The sequence below is a fragment of the Gemella haemolysans genome (genome assembly GCF_012273215.1).
GTDB lineage: Bacteria > Bacillota > Bacilli > Staphylococcales > Gemellaceae > Gemella > Gemella haemolysans_A.
This window is the reverse complement of record NZ_CP050965.1, coordinates 1,955,553-1,972,761: the sequence shown is the minus strand read 5'-3', so window position 1 is coordinate 1,972,761 and position 17,209 is coordinate 1,955,553. Positions and strand designations below refer to the sequence as shown.

The window sequence follows — 17,209 nt, the reverse complement described above, 5'->3', positions numbered from 1 at the left end:
AATATATTAAATCATTGTTTCTTTTTCTTTTCCCTAAGTTCTTTAAAAAAGTTTTTCATAAGCATCGAACACTCTTCTTCTAACACTCCTGAAATAACTTCTGCCTGATGATTAAACTTGTTCTCGCCTACTAAATCAATGCAACTCCCACAACACCCATATTTAGGGTCACTTGCACCATAAATAACATTTTCAACTCTAGCTTGGACAATAGCTCCACTGCACATAACGCACGGCTCTACCGTAGTATATAAATAACTATTATCCAATCTCCAAAAACCTTGTTTTTCACACGCTTCTTTTATAGCTAACATCTCCGCATGATTCAAAGCCTGTTGATGCTCCTCACGAGTGTTGTGAGCTTTCGCAATAACCTCACCATCAACAACCAACACAGCACCAATTGGGACTTCTCCTTTAGCATACGCTCTCCGCGCTTCTTCTAGCGCCATCTCCATATAATAAGAATGATCTTTCACACCACTACATCCTTCCACAAATACTTTTTCAATTAATTATATCATATTTAGAAATCATTAGGAGTGGTAAATTATAAAGTTACCAACATCAATTAAATAAAAAAAGACTTAACAAAAACAATTTTAAAACTAATTTTGTTAAGTCAATACTCTTAAATTCTAACGATAATTAATCTAATAATATATCTCCACAAATAAAACAGCTGCTATAAACAAGAATGTTAACAAACCTAGGACTATAGCGTGTGTTTTTCTTTTGAAATATAGATATCCAATAAATTCTCTAATAAATGCATTCAGTGAAAAATAGAACTTTGTTGGTGATCCATAACCAATACATCTAAATCCTAGCGTTCTTGCTTGAACTAATGCTCGATAAACGTGATAATAATTCGTCACCACAGCAAAACTTTTATCTGCTGGAATAAATTTCTTTGAAAAAATAATATTTTGTTCTGTAGAAGTCGATTTATCTTCTAAAATTATATCTTTTTCATCAACACCTTGCTCAAGAGCGTAATTTTTCATCGCAAATGCTTCAGATACTACTTCATCAGGACCTTGACCTCCTGACATAATTAGTTTACTTCCAGGATTAGATTTATAAACTTTTATCCCTTTTCTAATTCTACTAGCAAGAAGTGGAGTTACTCTCTCCCCAATCAATCCTGCACCTAAGACTACTACATAATCAATCTTTCTCGGTAAGATATTAATGAAGTTTAAAACACTGGACACCAAGTAAGACATTGCTATACATAGGAAATATAAAACTACTAAACTAACATAAACATAAAGTGTGTTTAACGCAATATTATCACGTGTATAAGTAGCAACACGTGGCCAATAAACTATATAACCTACAAGCAAGAAAAATGTAGCTAGGCTCAGCAAGTTACCTACTCTCAAACCTTCTCTTTTAATAAGCATAAATGAATTGTATAAAAACATTATTACTACTGCAATTGGTAATAGTGTGAATATCACAATTGCAATAACAAGTAATACTACACCTAAATTATAAACAAAGTTATTATCTGTTGCATTATTAGTAATAAGAGTCATTATATAAAAAATAAAACTTAAACCTGTCGCTATAAAAAATATTCCTAAAAATAGATTTCTTCTATCCAAGTATAAAACCGATAAGAACAGCAACAGAAATACCACGAATACAATAAAAGAACCTATTACCATAAAAACCTCCTTCTTGCATATGTATATTATAGATTATATTGCAAATATAATCTAAGTGTCAATCATGTCTAAAAACACCTCTTAAAATTACCTTAACAATAAATATAAAAACGAGGAATATTAGATTCATTATAATAACAAAAAGTTACATTTGTTCACAACTTCGCGATTATAACACAATCTACTATTCCTCATATTATTCACTATTCCGTTCTCAACGCTTCTACTGGATTTTTCTTCGCAGCTATTCTCGATGGAATGATACTAGCTATAAGTGTTAGTACTAAACTAAGAGCTATTAACCCTATTGATGCTTGAGCATTTAATGACGCAGTGAAGCTCTCCACTTCTAATCCCTTAGCAACTACTCTACTAATAGGAATAGATAGAAGCATAGTCACCACTACACCTACAGTTCCAGAAATAAATCCGATTAATCCTGCCTCTGCGATAAAGATTCTTGTAATATCTTTTTTACGAGCACCGATCGCACGTAAAATACCAATTTCCTTCGTTCTTTCCACTACAGATACATACGTCAGTATCCCAATCATAATAGATGACACGATTAGCGAGATTCCCGCAAATGCTGATAAGATTAATGAAATTGTATTAATCATCTGTGACATTATCGTTGTCATCTGCTTCGCCATATCCGCATATGTGATACTATATTTGCGATAATCTGCACTGTCTGATCCGTATTTCTCAGCCACTTTTTTGTTAAAATTATTAATAACCTCTGCTATTTTGTCACGATCATTAAAAGATTTTGGATAAAGCATAATTGCACTTGGCGTAGATTTCCCACCTATTGTCGCAAGAATCTGATCAGCCATATCCGCATCAATTTTCTGACGCGTCGCAACATTTACAGTTTTGTCCTTTTCTTGCGCAACTACAATATCCGATTTTACCTCTTTTTCCAGCATCTTATTTTGCAATGATTTTGCATATCCGATTGTCATCTGAGGTCTAGTGAAACTATCTTTAGCTTTAAGTATAGCTACTACCTTAACCTTAGTTCCCGAATCATACATCTTAGTATCAACATCACGCGGAACAAAACCATCACCGATTTTTCTATAATAGTTATTATTATCTATAACGCTAAATTCTTTTCCAATAATATCTTCATACTTAACTTTTGAATTTTCATCAAAACCTAATGCTTTCAACGTAGATTTATCGATTTCGTTATTCTTCGCAGTAAATAACACAACTTCATTATCGCTAGGATATTCAAAATTATCTTTAGATGATTTTACCACTTCGTATTGATTCATAATCATATTCTTATCTTCTGGTAATACTCCAAAAATGCTATCACCTAATGCATCTTGATCTTGTTTTACAGCAATTACATCACCTTTTGCATTTTTAGTCAACGCTTGAATTGTATATCCTTGAGTAAAATCAATCGCAGAATAATAATCCTTCGCATTATTTTGAATATAGTTTATAAATGTTTCTCCATTTCCTAATGCGTCCACCGAATACAGGTTTCTATGTACATCACGGCTAGACTTAGGAACTAACTCTGAACCATTAGAATCTTTTTCAGAATTATCATCATCAACACTAAGCCCAAAGTTTACCTGATTTGCACTAATCATAATCGGCATAGACGATAAATTCTCATTTTGCATCGTTTGAATATACTTATCCATACCAGATGAAATAGACAACACTAAACCTATACTAATAATACCTATACTGCTAGCAGCAACCGTCATAAACGTACGAAATTTTTTCGTAAGAAGGTTTTTAAAACTTGATTTAATCGCACTACTAAATGCCATCGCAGTTTTCTTCAAAGCAAATCCATTTTCAGAAACCTCTTCAGCTACGTAAGGATTTGTATCTTCTTGAATCTCACCATCTTTAACTCGTACTATTCTATCACTATATTTTTTCGATAGTTCTGGATTGTGCGTTACCATTATAACTAACTTCGTCTTGCTTATTTCTTTAATAAGCTCCATAATTTGAACACTAGTCTTACTATCTAACGCACCTGTGGGCTCATCAGCAAGAATAATCTTTGGATCAGTAACCAATGCACGAGCAATCGCCACCCTTTGCATCTGACCTCCAGAAAGTTGATTAGGCTTTTTATAAAGATGCTCCGCTAAGCCAACATCTTCTAATACTTTCTTAGCTTTTTCATGATTTTCTGAATTAGAATGCCCTGAAATAGACAAAGCTAGTTTTACATTTTCAATTACACTTAAGTGCGATATTAAGTTATAACTTTGAAAGACAAAACCTATAGTCCCATTTCTATAACTATCCCAATCTCTATCTTTAAATTCTTTAGTAGAACGTCCCATAAGCGCCATATCACCAGATGTATATTTATCTAACCCACCTATAATGTTTAATAACGTCGTCTTTCCACTTCCACTAGCACCTAAAATCGATACAAATTCATTTTCTCTAAAATGAATATTTACAGATTTTAGTACTTCTACTTCACTACCACCAGTATTATACTTCTTAACTATATTTTTAAGTTCTAACACTTTGTACCTCCTAATCTAGAATTGTTGAAAACAAAAATAAGTTTACATAAATTATTTTTATAGTTTCAATTATAACACAAACCTCTAATCCCTAAAAGTAATATCCTAAGCGGCTAAACATAAAATAAATTTTAAGTTAATCTCCAAAATAAATTCCAGTTCAAATAAAAAACTGGAATTTAACCTAATAATAATTTTCAGCTAAAATCTACTTTAAGAGTCTAAAATAGAATAAGTTTCTAATCTTTATATTTCTTAACCAAGTAAAAAGGTAAAACTGTAGAGACAATTGCAAAAATAACTATTAAAACTAACGCTACTGTTGAACTAAAGAATCCACTAATAAATATAGCAACTCCACTAAAGGTCATAAGCAATGCATAGGCTCTAATCACTTTTTGCTCATTGACACCTTTTTCTAAACCAAAAAGATTAAAATTGTATTTTCCCCAAAATTCTTTTTTAGGCAGATAGTTACCAAGTACAATAAACAATATCCCGATAACAAGAGCTGTTAATTTCGTTACATTAAAATTATTATCTAAGGCATAAGCTATTAGACCACCTTGAACTAGGACACTTATTATAGGGGTAATCCCCTTAATTATTAGCGCACCTTTTTTAGGTGTTTTATCAAAATCCACTACTAGCGAAATTATAATCTGTACTACCGTAAAAAATATCGGAAGCTCGATGATCGCATGTGTTTTACTTACAAATTTATCCGGCTCTCCATTAAAATTGAAGTGCACAGCTATTTGTTCAGGCAATACATTATAATAATAAACTCCTATCAATATCGGCAATAAACAAATAGCAACACTTAGAAACAAACTTTTTTTATCTACTCTCATCGTTTTTTCCTCCTAAACCATAGATCCAAACTAGTACTTCTTCGAATACACTGGCGTTCAATTCATAGTATATGAAATTCTTATGTCTAGATTCTAATATTAATCCCGCTTTTTTCAATTGTGTTAGATGATACGATACAGTAGCTCCTGTTAAATGAAATTCCGAAGCTAATTCTCCAGCACTTTTCTTCTCTTCTTTTAACAATTCCAAAATATTTCTTCTTACTGGATCAGATATCGCTTTTAAAGTTTCACTCATCCCATTTATATCACCCCATTTAAAATTTGAACTGCAATTCTATTTAGATATCTTTCTAAATAGATTATAACTCTACTTCATATTGAAGTCAATAACTATTTAGAAAATTTTCTAAATAGTTTCTAGAATTTGTTAAACACAACCTATCATCTGTACTATAAATTACAATATTTTTATGATTATATTTTTAAATAATAAGATTATATTTATCTATATGATATTATAATTAATATCTATTATACAATTACACTCTACATCAAACACGTTTTCATTTAAAATTTTCAAGCAAATATTACAACAACAACTTTAAAAGCGTATTAATTTTATGGAATATATTATCTGTACTATACATTTAACACTGTTGACAAACTTTGTTATTCTCTTTAAAATAATATTTGTAAGCGTTATCTATAATCTGTTGTACTATATTTATATATTATATTTTAGATGAATACTAGATGCCAAAAATGATAATTTAATACGTTATTTTAATCTACTATTCATCTAGAATATAAAAAAATTAAAAGGAGATTATATTATGAAATTAGCACTATTTAACTTGAGAGAAGATGAAAGACCATTTGTTGATGCCTGGTTAAAAGAACATCCTGAAGTAGAGATTGATCTTCATGAAGGAGAACTTCAAGCAGAAACAAAACACTTATTAGAAGGGAAACAAGGAGCAGTAATGTTCCAAAATAGACCATTTGCTAAAGAAGTATACGATTATGCAAAAGAACAAGGTGTTAAAGTTATCGCAAACAGAATGGCAGGATTTGATATTTATGATATAAAATATATGCGCGAATTAGGAATTAGCATGACTAACGTTCCTCGATATTCTCCTAACGCAATTGCAGAACATGTTGTCACTACTGTCTTATATATTAGTAGAAATATAAAAAAAATACTTAACAATGTTGAGAAACATGATTTCACATGGAATAAAAATATTATTTCTCGAGAACTAAAAACTCTTACTGTAGGGGTCCTAGGAACAGGGAACATTGGACGCCAAGCTGCAACTCTATTTAAAGGACTAGGTTGCAAAGTTATTGGTTATGATTTATATCCTTCTGACGCTGCTCGTGAAGTTTTAGAGTATGTTGACAGCATCGACGAATTACTAGCTCAATCTGATGTTGTAACTATTCATGTACCTGCTACAAAAGAATATACTCACATGGTAAATGATGATTTCTTCAGTAAAATGAAAGATGGATCTATCTTTGCGAATGCTGCTCGTGGTGTTCTTGTTGATACTAAAGCTGTTATTCGCGCTCTAGATAGTGGAAAATTATTAGGAGCTAGCCTTGATGTATATGAAAACGAAGGAAATTATGTTCCTAAAGATTTCTCAAATAAAGAATTCGATGATTCATTAATGCAACAATTAATAGATAGAGATGATATCATCTATACTCCACATACTGCATTCTACACAGAAACAGCAGTTAAAAATCTTGTAGAAGGTGCATTAAACGCTGCAGTAGAAGTAATTACTACTGGAGATTCTCCTAATATTGTCAACAGATAGTTTGTATTATATTCATTGATTCTAAATCTTTTCATAAAAAGGAATATACTTGATAATGTTTATTGGTTATTCCTTTTTATATTTTTGTGACTATTCAAATGATATTATCTGTAAGTTTGCATAACCTAAATATTTTTATCTATTAACTATATGATAACATTCTATATTGTATATACATATTTAAATATAGAAATATATTTACATCAACTATTTTTGTAAAACCTTATTTCATTTGACAACTACACTCATTTTGTTACAATAAAGATGTAAACAGTTAGTAGGATAATTTTATCATTAAAATATCTTAGTATAATTAATATTATTTATATTTTTTTCGATTATACTATTTGTTGCATTTTGATATTAATTATTACTAAAATATCGTTTCAGAAGTTCTTCAAAAAATCCACATCATCTTAAACGTAAATTTTGAAAAATTTCTTAATAGCATATGATAAGCATTATATGAGATAATAGATAGAAGAGGATATGTCTATATGCCTCATACAATCGTCTAGATTGTTCTTAAAACTGTGGAAGTATATTATTCTTCCATTTTTACGGCTATACTAGTTATAGTCATAATTTCCTTTCGATTGTTAAATTTATTTAACAATAAAACTTTTAATTTAATATCGGAAGAAATTCCGATTACTACAAAATAACAATTTACCCTAAATTCTTATTTTGTGTTCATATAACGAAAAGCGGTCCATTACGGGCCACTTTTTGTTTTTTTATTCAACATCGTATTCATTATCTTAGTTTTTTATATGACGAAAAAGAAGAAGTAAGAATTTATCCTACTTCTTCTTATTTTATTTACTATTAGTCGATTACTGAAACTTTTAAGAAGTTAGTTGATCCAACATTACTTCTTGAAGTGTTTACTGGGATACCTCCAGTGATTACGATAGCATCACCTTTTTTAGCGTATCCTGAAGTTTCTGCGATGTTTTTAGCTGTATCTAACATTTCGTCAGTTGATTTAACTTGTTCAGAAATTTGAGCGTCTACACCCCATACTAAGCTTAATCCACGTGCAACTTTTTCACTTGGAGTTACAGCTAAGATAGCTGCATTTGGACGGTATTTAGAAATTAATCTAGCTGTTTGTCCTGATTCAGTGTAAGTTACGATTGTGTGTAAGTCTAAGTTTAGAGCTGTGTATCCTACAGATACTCCAATTGCGTTTGTGATATCTTTAGAAACAATTTTTTTAGAACGATCTTTTAAGATACGAGAGTAATCTTGCATTTCTTCAGTACGTTTAGCGATTGTAGCCATTGTACGAACTGATTCGATTGGGTAAGCACCTGCTGCAGATTCTCCTGATAACATGATTGCATCAGTTCCATCGTAGATTGCGTTAGCTACGTCAGATACTTCGGCACGTGTTGGACGTGGGTTTTTTTGCATTGAGTCTAACATTTGAGTAGCTGTGATTACGAATTTACCAGCTGCATTACATTTAGCAATAATATCTTTTTGCATAATTGGTACTTCTTCTGCTGGTACTTCAACCCCAAGGTCACCACGAGCGATCATGATACCGTCAGATACTTCGATGATTTCATCGATGTTATCGATAGCTTCTTGACATTCGATTTTAGGGATGATTTGAACGTGTTCGCATCCTTCTTCTTTAAGGATACGTCTAACTTCTAGTACGTTTTCTTTAGTACGAACGAATGAAGCAGCAACGAAGTCAATATCATTTTTACATCCGAAACGGATATCTTCTTCATCTTTTGGAGTAATACCTGGTAATTTTGTAGATACACCTGGAACGTTAACTCCTTTTTTGTTTTTAAGTACTCCACCGTTTTGTACTGTAGTGTAGATTAATCCTGCTTCAGCGTCTACGCTGTTTACAGTTAATCCGATTAATCCGTCGTCAAGTAAGATAGTGTCTCCAGCTTTAACGTCGTGTACTAATTCTCCATATGTGATTGAGAATTTTTCTGGAGTTCCTAGAACTTCTGTCATAGAAACGATAACGTCTTTTCCAGTTTCTAACATGATTGCATCATTTTCCATGTTGTTAGTTCTGATTTCAGGTCCTTTAGTATCTAAAAGGATAGCTAAGTTAGTTCCTGTAGCTTCTCTTACTTCTTTAATAGTTTGAATTCTTGCTCCGTGTTCTGAGTAGTCACCGTGTGAGAAGTTAAGACGACATACGTTCATCCCTAATTCTACCATTTGAATAAGTTTTGCTTTATCTTCAGACTTAGGTCCAATTGTACAAATTATTTTAGTTTTTTTCTGTATCATAAATATACCTCTTAATTTTTTATCTTTTAATATTTTAACTCATTTTCATTATGTTTTCAAATATTTTCTTGAATAATACTGTTTTCATCTAAAGAAAACGTTTTTCAAACTAAATTGAAAGTTGTTTAGAAACTTCGTAGATTGAAAGATCCACGTTGTGAACATCACTAAATACGTCTTCGAATTTAGTACTTACAAGTTTGTTATTTTGAATACCTACTGCACGTCCTGATTCTCCAGCTAATAATAGTTGAACAGCATAATTACCTAGACGAGATGCTAATACTCTGTCTTGAGCTGTTGGAGTACCACCACGTTGGATGTGTCCTAAAATAGTTGCTCTTACTTCTTCTCCTGTAAGTTCTTTAAGTTTTGCAGCTAGCTCTTGTCCACCCATTACACCTTCAGCAAGTACGATGATTGAGTGTTTTTTACCACGATCTTCACCAGCTTTAATACGTGCAACAACTTCTTCGATATCTTCTTTTTTCTCTGGAATTAGAAGACTTTCACTTCCTCCAGCTATACCAGCGAATAATGCTAAGTCCCCTGCATTACGCCCCATTACCTCGATAATGAATGCACGCTCGTGACTTGACGCTGTATCACGAACTTTGTCAATAGCATCAACAATTGTGTTAAGCGCAGTATCGAATCCGATTGTGTAATCCGTACAACAAATATCGTTATCGATTGTTCCTGGAACTCCGATAGTTTGGATATTCATTTCGTTACTTAAAGCCATAGCTCCGCGGTATGAACCATCTCCACCAATTACTACTAATCCATCAATTCCTAATGCTTCTAAGTTTTTAATAGCACCTTTTCTAACTTCTGGGTTAGCGAATTCTGGAAGACGAGCTGAATAAAGCATTGTTCCTCCACGGTTAATGATGTTACCAACATCTCCAACTTCAAGTTTTTTAATGTTGTTTTCTACTAATCCTTTGTATCCTTGATATACTCCATAAACTTCTAATCCATTATAGATTGCTGTTCTTACAACGGCACGCACAGCTGCGTTCATTCCTGGTGCATCCCCACCACTTGTTAAAACTGCTATTTTTTTCATGTAGTCTTACCTTCCTCGTATTTGTTATTAATTATTTTTTAATTTACTTATCAACAATATCATATTTTTGTTATTTTTTCTAGTAAAAACATAATTTTGTTTAATTTTTGTTCGAATTTTTTTGTTTTTTTAAGAGTATGCTATTTTGATACGTTTTCCTGGGAAATTTTCAAAAAATTTCTGAACAAATTCCTGTTCGTTTTCTATTGATATCGTTTTACCTCTGTTAGAATCATTGTTCAGCAGAGCTACAACCTTTACTCTACCTACCTCAGACTTGTACTCATTTAAAAATTTAAGTATTTCTTCATCAACTATCGTATAGATAATTTTTATATTACTAAGGCAGTACTCTCTATAATTTCTAAGACTTGCAATCTTTTCTAAGATATACTGTTCCCTTCCATTTCGAAGCTGTTTTTTCAATGTCATTACCGCAAAACTTCCTACTTTTATAAATACATTAGCGTACTTATAAACACTTGGGAACACAGTAACATCATAGTCATTCTTCCCGTCATTTACAGTTAAAAATGCCATATAATCACCGTTTTTAGTCTTAATTTCTTTTCTTGTGATTATCTCTACATAACTATCACTAAGCTCAGCTCCTATATACTGTAATGGCAGATAAGAATATTTCTCTTTTTCAACTTGAACGGGATGTTTTAAAAAGTATGTACCCGTTACTTCTTTTTCCATCTGAATTTTTTCAGTAATAGAATAATCTTCTACTTCTTCTACCTTTAACGTTAAACCACTTTCTGCAGATAAGGCAACACGTACATTATTAATATACTGCCTATTATCTGAATAATAATCGTCAACTTTTTTCATTAACGTAGCACGATTATATCCAAAAGTGTCCAAAGCTCCCGCCTTAACTAAAGAAACCGCCGCTTGATAGTCTACTTTTTTATTCATACGTTTTAAGAAATCATCTATATCTAAGTAGCGTCCAAAATTTATTCTATCTTGTACTATTTCATACCCACTTCTATAGCCAACATTCTTAATCGCAGTTAAAGCGAACACAATATCATTCTTATAAACGCTAAAATTTGATAAACTTCTATTCACATCAGGTTTTACCAGATTTATTCCTAGGTTATTAAGTTCTTGCTTATACTCGTTAATTTTTTTCTCACTACTAATTACGTTGTTTAATAAAGCTGTCATAAAATACTTAGTATAATAAACTTTTAAGTACGCCAAACGATAAGCAAGCATACTGTATACAACCGCGTGACTCTTATTAAAACCATAGTTCGCAAAAGTCACGATAAGATCAAAAAGTTTTTTAGCTACTTGCAGATCATATCCTACAGCAACACTCTTCTCTACGAAGATACGTCCATAGTACTCTAAGTCTTCTTTTTTCTTTTTACTTACAGCTCTTCTCATATTATCCGCTTCATTCAAACTCATATGAGCGAAATTCACCGCAATCAGCATAATCTGTTCTTGATAGACTATTACCCCGTAAGTATCTTTTAATATTTTCTCTAAATGAGGATGCGGATATACCACTTGCTCTTCTTTATTTTTTCTTCGCACGTAGACTTCAATCTGAGCCATTGGCCCCGGTCTATAAAGAGCATTCATCGCAACAATATCATTAAATTCAGTAGGTTTCAAGAGATTCAGTTTCTCTTTCATCCCACTAGATTCAAACTGGAAGATACCTTCTGTCTTACCTTTAGCAAATAGTTCATACACTTTAGGATCTTGGTAATTTATCTTCGTTATATCAAATGTTGGATTTTCTTTTTTTACCTCTTCAACAACACTCGATACCATCGTAAGATATCTAATACCTAAGAAATCTATTTTTAATAAACCAACACTCTCAACATCATCCATCGTCCATTGCGTTAAATATTTCGTCATATTTGATTCTGCAAGCGGAGCATAATTAACCAGCGGTTTATCATCACTTATTACTATCCCAGCTGCATGCACCGATGGATTCTTCGGTAAGTTTTCTAAACTCAGCGCTATGCTAAACCAACGTTTATTAATATTACTCTGATTAATAAATGCCCTTAACTCTTCTGACATTTCGTAACATTCTTTCAATGTTCTTGTCGAACTAATATTACTACTAATAAATTTTAAAGTCTGTTCATCAAACTGCAATATTCTCGCCGACTCTCGTGCAGCACTTTTCGATTGAAATGTTGTAAAAGTAATAATTTGCGCAACTTTATCCTGACCGTACTTCTCTTCTACATATTTTATAACTTCATCACGTCTAGTATCTTGGAAGTCGATGTCGATATCGGGCATAGATATACGCTCTTTGTTTAAAAATCTTTCGAACAGAAGATTGTATTCTAGTGGATCCGCTTCTGTTATATCTAATAAATAACAAACTAAACTTCCCGCAGCACTACCACGTCCAGCACCTACTAGAATGCCATTATCTTTCGCATACTTCACAAAATCATAAACAATTAAGAAATAATCATTAAAGCCCATTTCATCGATAATCTTAAGTTCATAACTATAACGTTTTTTATAAGGATATAAATCTTTACCAACTAACTTTCCTTTTACACCTTTTTGAACTAAGAAATGCAAGTACTCTTTTGATGAAAACTTAGAATATATGTCTTCTTTTTCTCCATAAACATACTTAGGAAGATGATAACCCGAAAAGTTCAACTCATATTGACACTTATCAACAATATTTTGCTGATTTTCAAATGACTTCTTAAAAATCATTTGTAATTCTTCGTCGCCAAGTGCTAATATTTCTTCAAAGTCTTTTTGCTTTCTTACAAATTCATCTCCTGAAATTATTGTTAGTTCTTGTATATTTAGCTTTTTATTATCTCGAATAGCACGACTAACAATGACTTGCTGATAGTTCTCTTTATTAAGATAGTAACTAGGTTTCGTATAAACAATATTTTCATAAAAACTATAAGGACTTACTTGAAAACTTTCATTAAAACCGAAGTAAAAATCATAATTGCTAAAAAGATTATTTAAGTATGAAAATTCCATACTATCTCTAAGTTCATCAACAACTATTAAAACAAAGTCATCACTGTATTCTTTCATCTCACTAGAAAAATCTTCTATAGTCCACTCTTCTCCATTCATAAACTTAGTAGAAATCTCTAATAATTTATAGAACATCTTCTCAGATTTACACAGTATGTTAAATTTAAGAAAACCAATTCCATATCCTAAGCTTACTTCTAATCCTTGAATAAGGTTAATTCCAGCTCTCTTAGATTCTTTATATGCTTTTATCGCTCCATACATATTCGGATCAACGATAACAACAGACCTTTGATTATCTCTTGCTAATTTCAAAAACAGACTTTCATACTTTATAGTACTGTTCAAAAGATCATAGGCACTATGCACCTGCAAATTGTAATACATACTAATATCCTCCTTTCCTCAATATTCTCTAATTCTGTTTAATCGATATTATCCGCAAAGTGGATTATATTCGTCTTCTTCTGAAGAACATCCCATATTTTCTCCATGATTTTTACTTTGTTCATTAAAATATCGATATACTCGTTTATTATCATCACCCATAAAGTAAATTGGGTTAAACTGTGTATATTTCATATTCCCTTCTTCGTCTAAAAGATTCTCGCAAACTACTCTGCGTTTTATAGAAGCTACAAAATTCGTATATTTCCCATATTCTAAAACACTCTCTACTTTGCACTCAAGCGATAAAATACACTCATCCATTATCGGTGCATCAATGTATTTTGCTGGATCATATGTCATATCCGCCATTCCAATTTTATTTTGACCTGAATGGAAACCAGCAATCTCAACCTTGCTAAGTATTTGTTGACACGGTACGTTAACGGTAAATTCTCCATATTCTTTAATATTATCGACCGCATTGCTATCTGTCGAAAGTCCAACTGTAATCATATCACCTAAAGAATATGATGAACTACAAGCTGTCACATTGTATCTCCATTTTTTATCTTTATATCCTATTAATATTACTGGAAATCCGTAATATAATTTACTGGTTTTAGTTTCTAATTTCATCTTCCTCTATCCTCTTTATTTTTTCCTTCATATTACACTCTACCTTATTTATTCTATCTCTTAGCTATAAAAGCTAATACTTTTTCTTCTGAATGTTCTTTACTAAATTCAAATCCATCAAACTTTATTTTTTTCATTTCTTCAATTGATGAGACTTTGTTTTTTACGAGTTCTATTAAAAATTTACCTCTTGCTTTCTTAGAAATCGTCGAATGTACTTTTAACTTTCCTTCTTTTTCTTCCATAAAGCTAACTTTAATAAATTTCTCTTTTTGGTTCTTTGAAAAAACTTCTTCAAACTCACTAGATAATAATGAAACAACAATGTCTTCATCTTTTACACTTTCATCATAACTAGTTCGCCAGAAATTCTTTAAAGACTCTCCTGAAATTTTTACATTTTGTAAAAAATCTAGTCTATGTTCTTGAATCAAATCATAAGCACCAATTACACCATATAACGACGTTGTAATAAATACATTTTTCTCTATATACTTTTTATCAGCTTCATCAAAATTATCGCGATCTATGTTTCTATACATTAAACCATTGAACAATTCTAATGCTTTATAACTTTTTGCTGTGTTGTTTTTTATATCTTGCCAGCGAGCAAATTCTTCTATCGCCTTATCTTCTTTAATTTTATAAACTTTAGCTAAATCTTGGGCACTAAAATTAGCGAATTCAGCAACTATTTCATTACTTTTTTCACTAAGTTCTAACGCTTCTTGCGGCGCTGCTTTTTTGTTTAGTTCTTTAGCTGTCGGAATTAAAATTTTCATTATTATTCCTCTTCTTCAGGTAACTCTAAGAAGCTATTTTCGATTAAGCTTTCTACTTCCATTAACACGAAGTTGTACTCTGTTGCTTCTATAGCAGGATTAATAATTAAAGTATTGAAGTAACCTACTACGAAATCACGATTTGCAACTTCAAGTTTGAACATATATTCACTAATTTCATCAACTAAAAATGCTGTTTCTTTAAGCACTTTATCCTCATAAGTATTCGCGTAGTGTACTTTTTCTAAAAGTCTACGAATTTCTAAATCGGCATGTTCTTTAGCGAAACGATCGCGAATATGTTTCGCAAGCTCCTCTGTTTTAAGAGCCACTGTATTAAATTTTTCTTTTTGTAAAACACCATTTTCCTCTAATTTTTCTAGTAACACTGTTAAAGATTTGTGTAAACTATCCATTATATTTCTCCTTTATTTTATAATAAATTATTTTAAAAACTATCATTCTCTATTTTATAAAAAAAACACGAAAAACGCTAATAATACGCTATGTAATAATCTATTCTCTTCTTACTGAGATCCCTGCTTTCAATATACAATTATCCATTGTCTTCAGCTTTTAAACATTATTAGAAAATGATATAATATTAGTGACATAACTATTTCGAGGTGGAGTATGAAAAAATACATAATGGCAATAGATCAAGGTACTACTAGTTCTAGGGCAATAATTTTTAACAAGAAAGCAGAAATAATAGCGAGTAGTCAAAAAGAGTTTCCGCAAATTTTCCCACAGTCTGGATGGGTTGAACATGATGCTAATGCAATTTGGAATTCTATACAATCAGTAATCGCAGAAGTGTTTATCGAAAGCGGAATAAAACCTAACCAAATTGATAGTATCGGTATTACAAACCAACGTGAAACTACTGTAATTTGGGATAAAAACACTGGACTACCTATTTATAATGCGATAGTTTGGCAAAGTAGACAAAGTGCCGATATAGCTAATAAGCTTGTTAGCGATGGTTACAAAGACATGATTCATAAAAAGACTGGTTTAGTAGTTGATGCGTATTTCTCGGCTACTAAAATACGTTGGATTTTAGATAATGTTCCTGGAGCTCAACAACGAGCTGAAAATGGCGAACTACTGTTTGGAACTATCGATACATGGCTAGTTTGGAAACTTACAGGTGGAAAAACTCACATTACTGACTATACAAACGCAGCTAGAACGATGTTATTTAATATTAAAGATTTAGCTTGGGATAAAGAAATTTTAGAAATTCTAAATATACCAGAATCTCTTCTACCTGAAGTAAAATCTAATTCAGAAGTATACGGAAAAACTATAGATTATCATTTCTACGGTGGCGAAGTTACAATTAGTGGTCTTGCCGGGGATCAACAGGCTGCTCTATTCGGACAACTTGCCTTTGATAAAGGAATGATAAAAAATACATACGGTACAGGTTCATTCATTATTATGAATACTGGAGAAAATATGGAACTTTCTAAAAACAACCTATTAACAACTATTGGTTTTGGAATAAATGGAAAAGTTTATTACGCTTTAGAAGGCTCTATTTTTATCGCAGGAAGTGCCATTCAATGGCTACGAGATGGTTTACGTTTAATTAAAAAATCATCTGAAACAGAATCATTAGCATACAATTCTAAAAATAACAACGAAGTATATCTAGTGCCAGCTTTCACAGGATTAGGTGCTCCTTATTGGAATCCAAATGCTCGTGGGACTATCTTTGGTTTAACTCGTGCCACATCAAAAGAAGATTTGGTTAAAGCTACATTACAATCTATCGCCTACCAAGTACGCGATATTATCGATACTATGAAGATTGATGCTAATGTAGAAATACCTCTTCTTAAAGTTGACGGAGGCGCTGCAAACAACGATTACCTTCTAGAATTCCAAGCTAATATTCTAGGTGTTAAAGTTGCACGTGCTGAAAACTTAGAAACAACAGCATTAGGCGCTGCATTCTTAGCAGGTCTTGCTACTGGCTATTGGAAAAACTTAGATGAACTGAAGAATCTAAATACAGCAGGAAAACTATTCGTTCCTACTATGAACAAAGAAGAACGTGAAAAACTATATAAAGGTTGGAAACGTGCGGTAAAAGCAACTCAGATTTTTGCGGAAGAATAGAATATCAGAATACGAAAAGATTGCTTAGAAATAGTCTTAAAATAATACTTTAAAATTACCTT

The 17,209-nt window shown here is 31.8% G+C and carries 13 protein-coding genes; 2 read left to right on the top strand and 11 right to left on the bottom strand.

Annotation, left to right across the window (positions count from 1 at the left end):
- Positions 1 to 11: 11 nt before the first annotated feature.
- The 5 genes from tadA to FOC48_RS09140 form a co-directional block, all read right to left on the bottom strand.
- Entirely contained in the window at positions 12 to 479 is a 468-nt protein-coding gene (gene tadA, locus FOC48_RS09160; protein WP_003147612.1) for a tRNA adenosine(34) deaminase TadA, read from the bottom strand.
- Between the two features lie 174 nt (positions 480 to 653).
- Positions 654 to 1,676: a YdcF family protein gene (locus FOC48_RS09155; protein ID WP_003147611.1), complete on the bottom strand. Its 1,023-nt coding sequence runs from the start codon at positions 1,674 to 1,676 to the stop codon at positions 654 to 656.
- Between the two features lie 203 nt (positions 1,677 to 1,879).
- On the bottom strand, positions 1,880 to 4,201 hold the full coding sequence (locus FOC48_RS09150) for an ABC transporter ATP-binding protein/permease (protein WP_003147610.1): 2,322 nt from the start codon (positions 4,199 to 4,201) through the stop codon (positions 1,880 to 1,882).
- A gap of 239 nt (positions 4,202 to 4,440) precedes the next feature.
- Positions 4,441 to 5,055: a DUF1648 domain-containing protein gene (locus FOC48_RS09145; protein ID WP_003147609.1), complete on the bottom strand. Its 615-nt coding sequence runs from the start codon at positions 5,053 to 5,055 to the stop codon at positions 4,441 to 4,443.
- On the bottom strand, positions 5,042 to 5,314 hold the full coding sequence (locus FOC48_RS09140) for an autorepressor SdpR family transcription factor (protein ID WP_003147608.1): 273 nt from the start codon (positions 5,312 to 5,314) through the stop codon (positions 5,042 to 5,044). The genes FOC48_RS09145 and FOC48_RS09140 overlap by 14 nt, the downstream gene beginning before the upstream one ends.
- A gap of 538 nt (positions 5,315 to 5,852) precedes the next feature.
- On the opposite strand from FOC48_RS09140, the gene FOC48_RS09135 reads away from it, so the two are divergent.
- Positions 5,853 to 6,851: a D-2-hydroxyacid dehydrogenase gene (locus FOC48_RS09135; protein ID WP_003147606.1), complete on the top strand. Its 999-nt coding sequence runs from the start codon at positions 5,853 to 5,855 to the stop codon at positions 6,849 to 6,851.
- 828 nt (positions 6,852 to 7,679) lie between these two features.
- Here the strand turns inward: FOC48_RS09135 and pyk are convergent.
- From pyk to FOC48_RS09105, 6 genes are all read right to left on the bottom strand, one after another.
- Positions 7,680 to 9,125 (bottom strand): pyruvate kinase, encoded by a 1,446-nt coding sequence (gene pyk, locus FOC48_RS09130; protein WP_003147605.1) that lies wholly within the window; start codon positions 9,123 to 9,125, stop codon positions 7,680 to 7,682.
- Between the two features lie 109 nt (positions 9,126 to 9,234).
- Positions 9,235 to 10,197 carry a 6-phosphofructokinase gene (gene pfkA / locus FOC48_RS09125; RefSeq protein ID WP_003147604.1) on the bottom strand — a complete coding sequence of 321 codons (963 nt, stop codon included), beginning with the start codon at positions 10,195 to 10,197 and terminating at the stop codon, positions 9,235 to 9,237.
- A gap of 129 nt (positions 10,198 to 10,326) precedes the next feature.
- Positions 10,327 to 13,596, bottom strand: a complete 3,270-nt coding sequence (locus FOC48_RS09120) for a DNA polymerase III subunit alpha (RefSeq protein ID WP_003147603.1) — start codon at positions 13,594 to 13,596, stop codon at positions 10,327 to 10,329.
- A gap of 48 nt (positions 13,597 to 13,644) precedes the next feature.
- Positions 13,645 to 14,235, bottom strand: a complete 591-nt coding sequence (locus FOC48_RS09115; protein WP_003147602.1) for a flavin reductase family protein — start codon at positions 14,233 to 14,235, stop codon at positions 13,645 to 13,647.
- Positions 14,236 to 14,288: 53 nt separating this feature from the next.
- Positions 14,289 to 15,017: a peroxide stress protein YaaA gene (gene yaaA / locus FOC48_RS09110; RefSeq protein WP_003147600.1), complete on the bottom strand. Its 729-nt coding sequence runs from the start codon at positions 15,015 to 15,017 to the stop codon at positions 14,289 to 14,291.
- Between the two features lie 2 nt (positions 15,018 to 15,019).
- A complete protein-coding gene (locus FOC48_RS09105; RefSeq protein ID WP_003147599.1) occupies positions 15,020 to 15,433 on the bottom strand; it encodes a hypothetical protein in 414 nt (137 codons plus the stop codon).
- A gap of 217 nt (positions 15,434 to 15,650) precedes the next feature.
- On the opposite strand from FOC48_RS09105, the gene glpK reads away from it, so the two are divergent.
- Positions 15,651 to 17,147 (top strand): glycerol kinase GlpK, encoded by a 1,497-nt coding sequence (gene glpK, locus FOC48_RS09100; RefSeq protein WP_003147597.1) that lies wholly within the window; start codon positions 15,651 to 15,653, stop codon positions 17,145 to 17,147.
- Positions 17,148 to 17,209 lie beyond the last annotated feature (62 nt).

Coding starts and splice junctions, on each gene's coding strand:
- FOC48_RS09155 (WP_003147611.1), bottom strand. CDS start 1,676: ATGGTAATAGGTTCTTTTATTGTATTCGTGGTATTTCTGTTGCTGTTC.
- FOC48_RS09145 (WP_003147609.1), bottom strand. CDS start 5,055: ATGAGAGTAGATAAAAAAAGTTTGTTTCTAAGTGTTGCTATTTGTTTA.
- FOC48_RS09140 (WP_003147608.1), bottom strand. CDS start 5,314: ATGAGTGAAACTTTAAAAGCGATATCTGATCCAGTAAGAAGAAATATT.
- FOC48_RS09135 (WP_003147606.1), top strand. CDS start 5,853: ATGAAATTAGCACTATTTAACTTGAGAGAAGATGAAAGACCATTTGTT.
- pyk (WP_003147605.1), bottom strand. CDS start 9,125: ATGATACAGAAAAAAACTAAAATAATTTGTACAATTGGACCTAAGTCT.
- pfkA (WP_003147604.1), bottom strand. CDS start 10,197: ATGAAAAAAATAGCAGTTTTAACAAGTGGTGGGGATGCACCAGGAATG.
- FOC48_RS09120 (WP_003147603.1), bottom strand. CDS start 13,596: ATGTATTACAATTTGCAGGTGCATAGTGCCTATGATCTTTTGAACAGT.
- FOC48_RS09115 (WP_003147602.1), bottom strand. CDS start 14,235: ATGAAATTAGAAACTAAAACCAGTAAATTATATTACGGATTTCCAGTA.
- yaaA (WP_003147600.1), bottom strand. CDS start 15,017: ATGAAAATTTTAATTCCGACAGCTAAAGAACTAAACAAAAAAGCAGCG.
- FOC48_RS09105 (WP_003147599.1), bottom strand. CDS start 15,433: ATGGATAGTTTACACAAATCTTTAACAGTGTTACTAGAAAAATTAGAG.
- glpK (WP_003147597.1), top strand. CDS start 15,651: ATGAAAAAATACATAATGGCAATAGATCAAGGTACTACTAGTTCTAGG.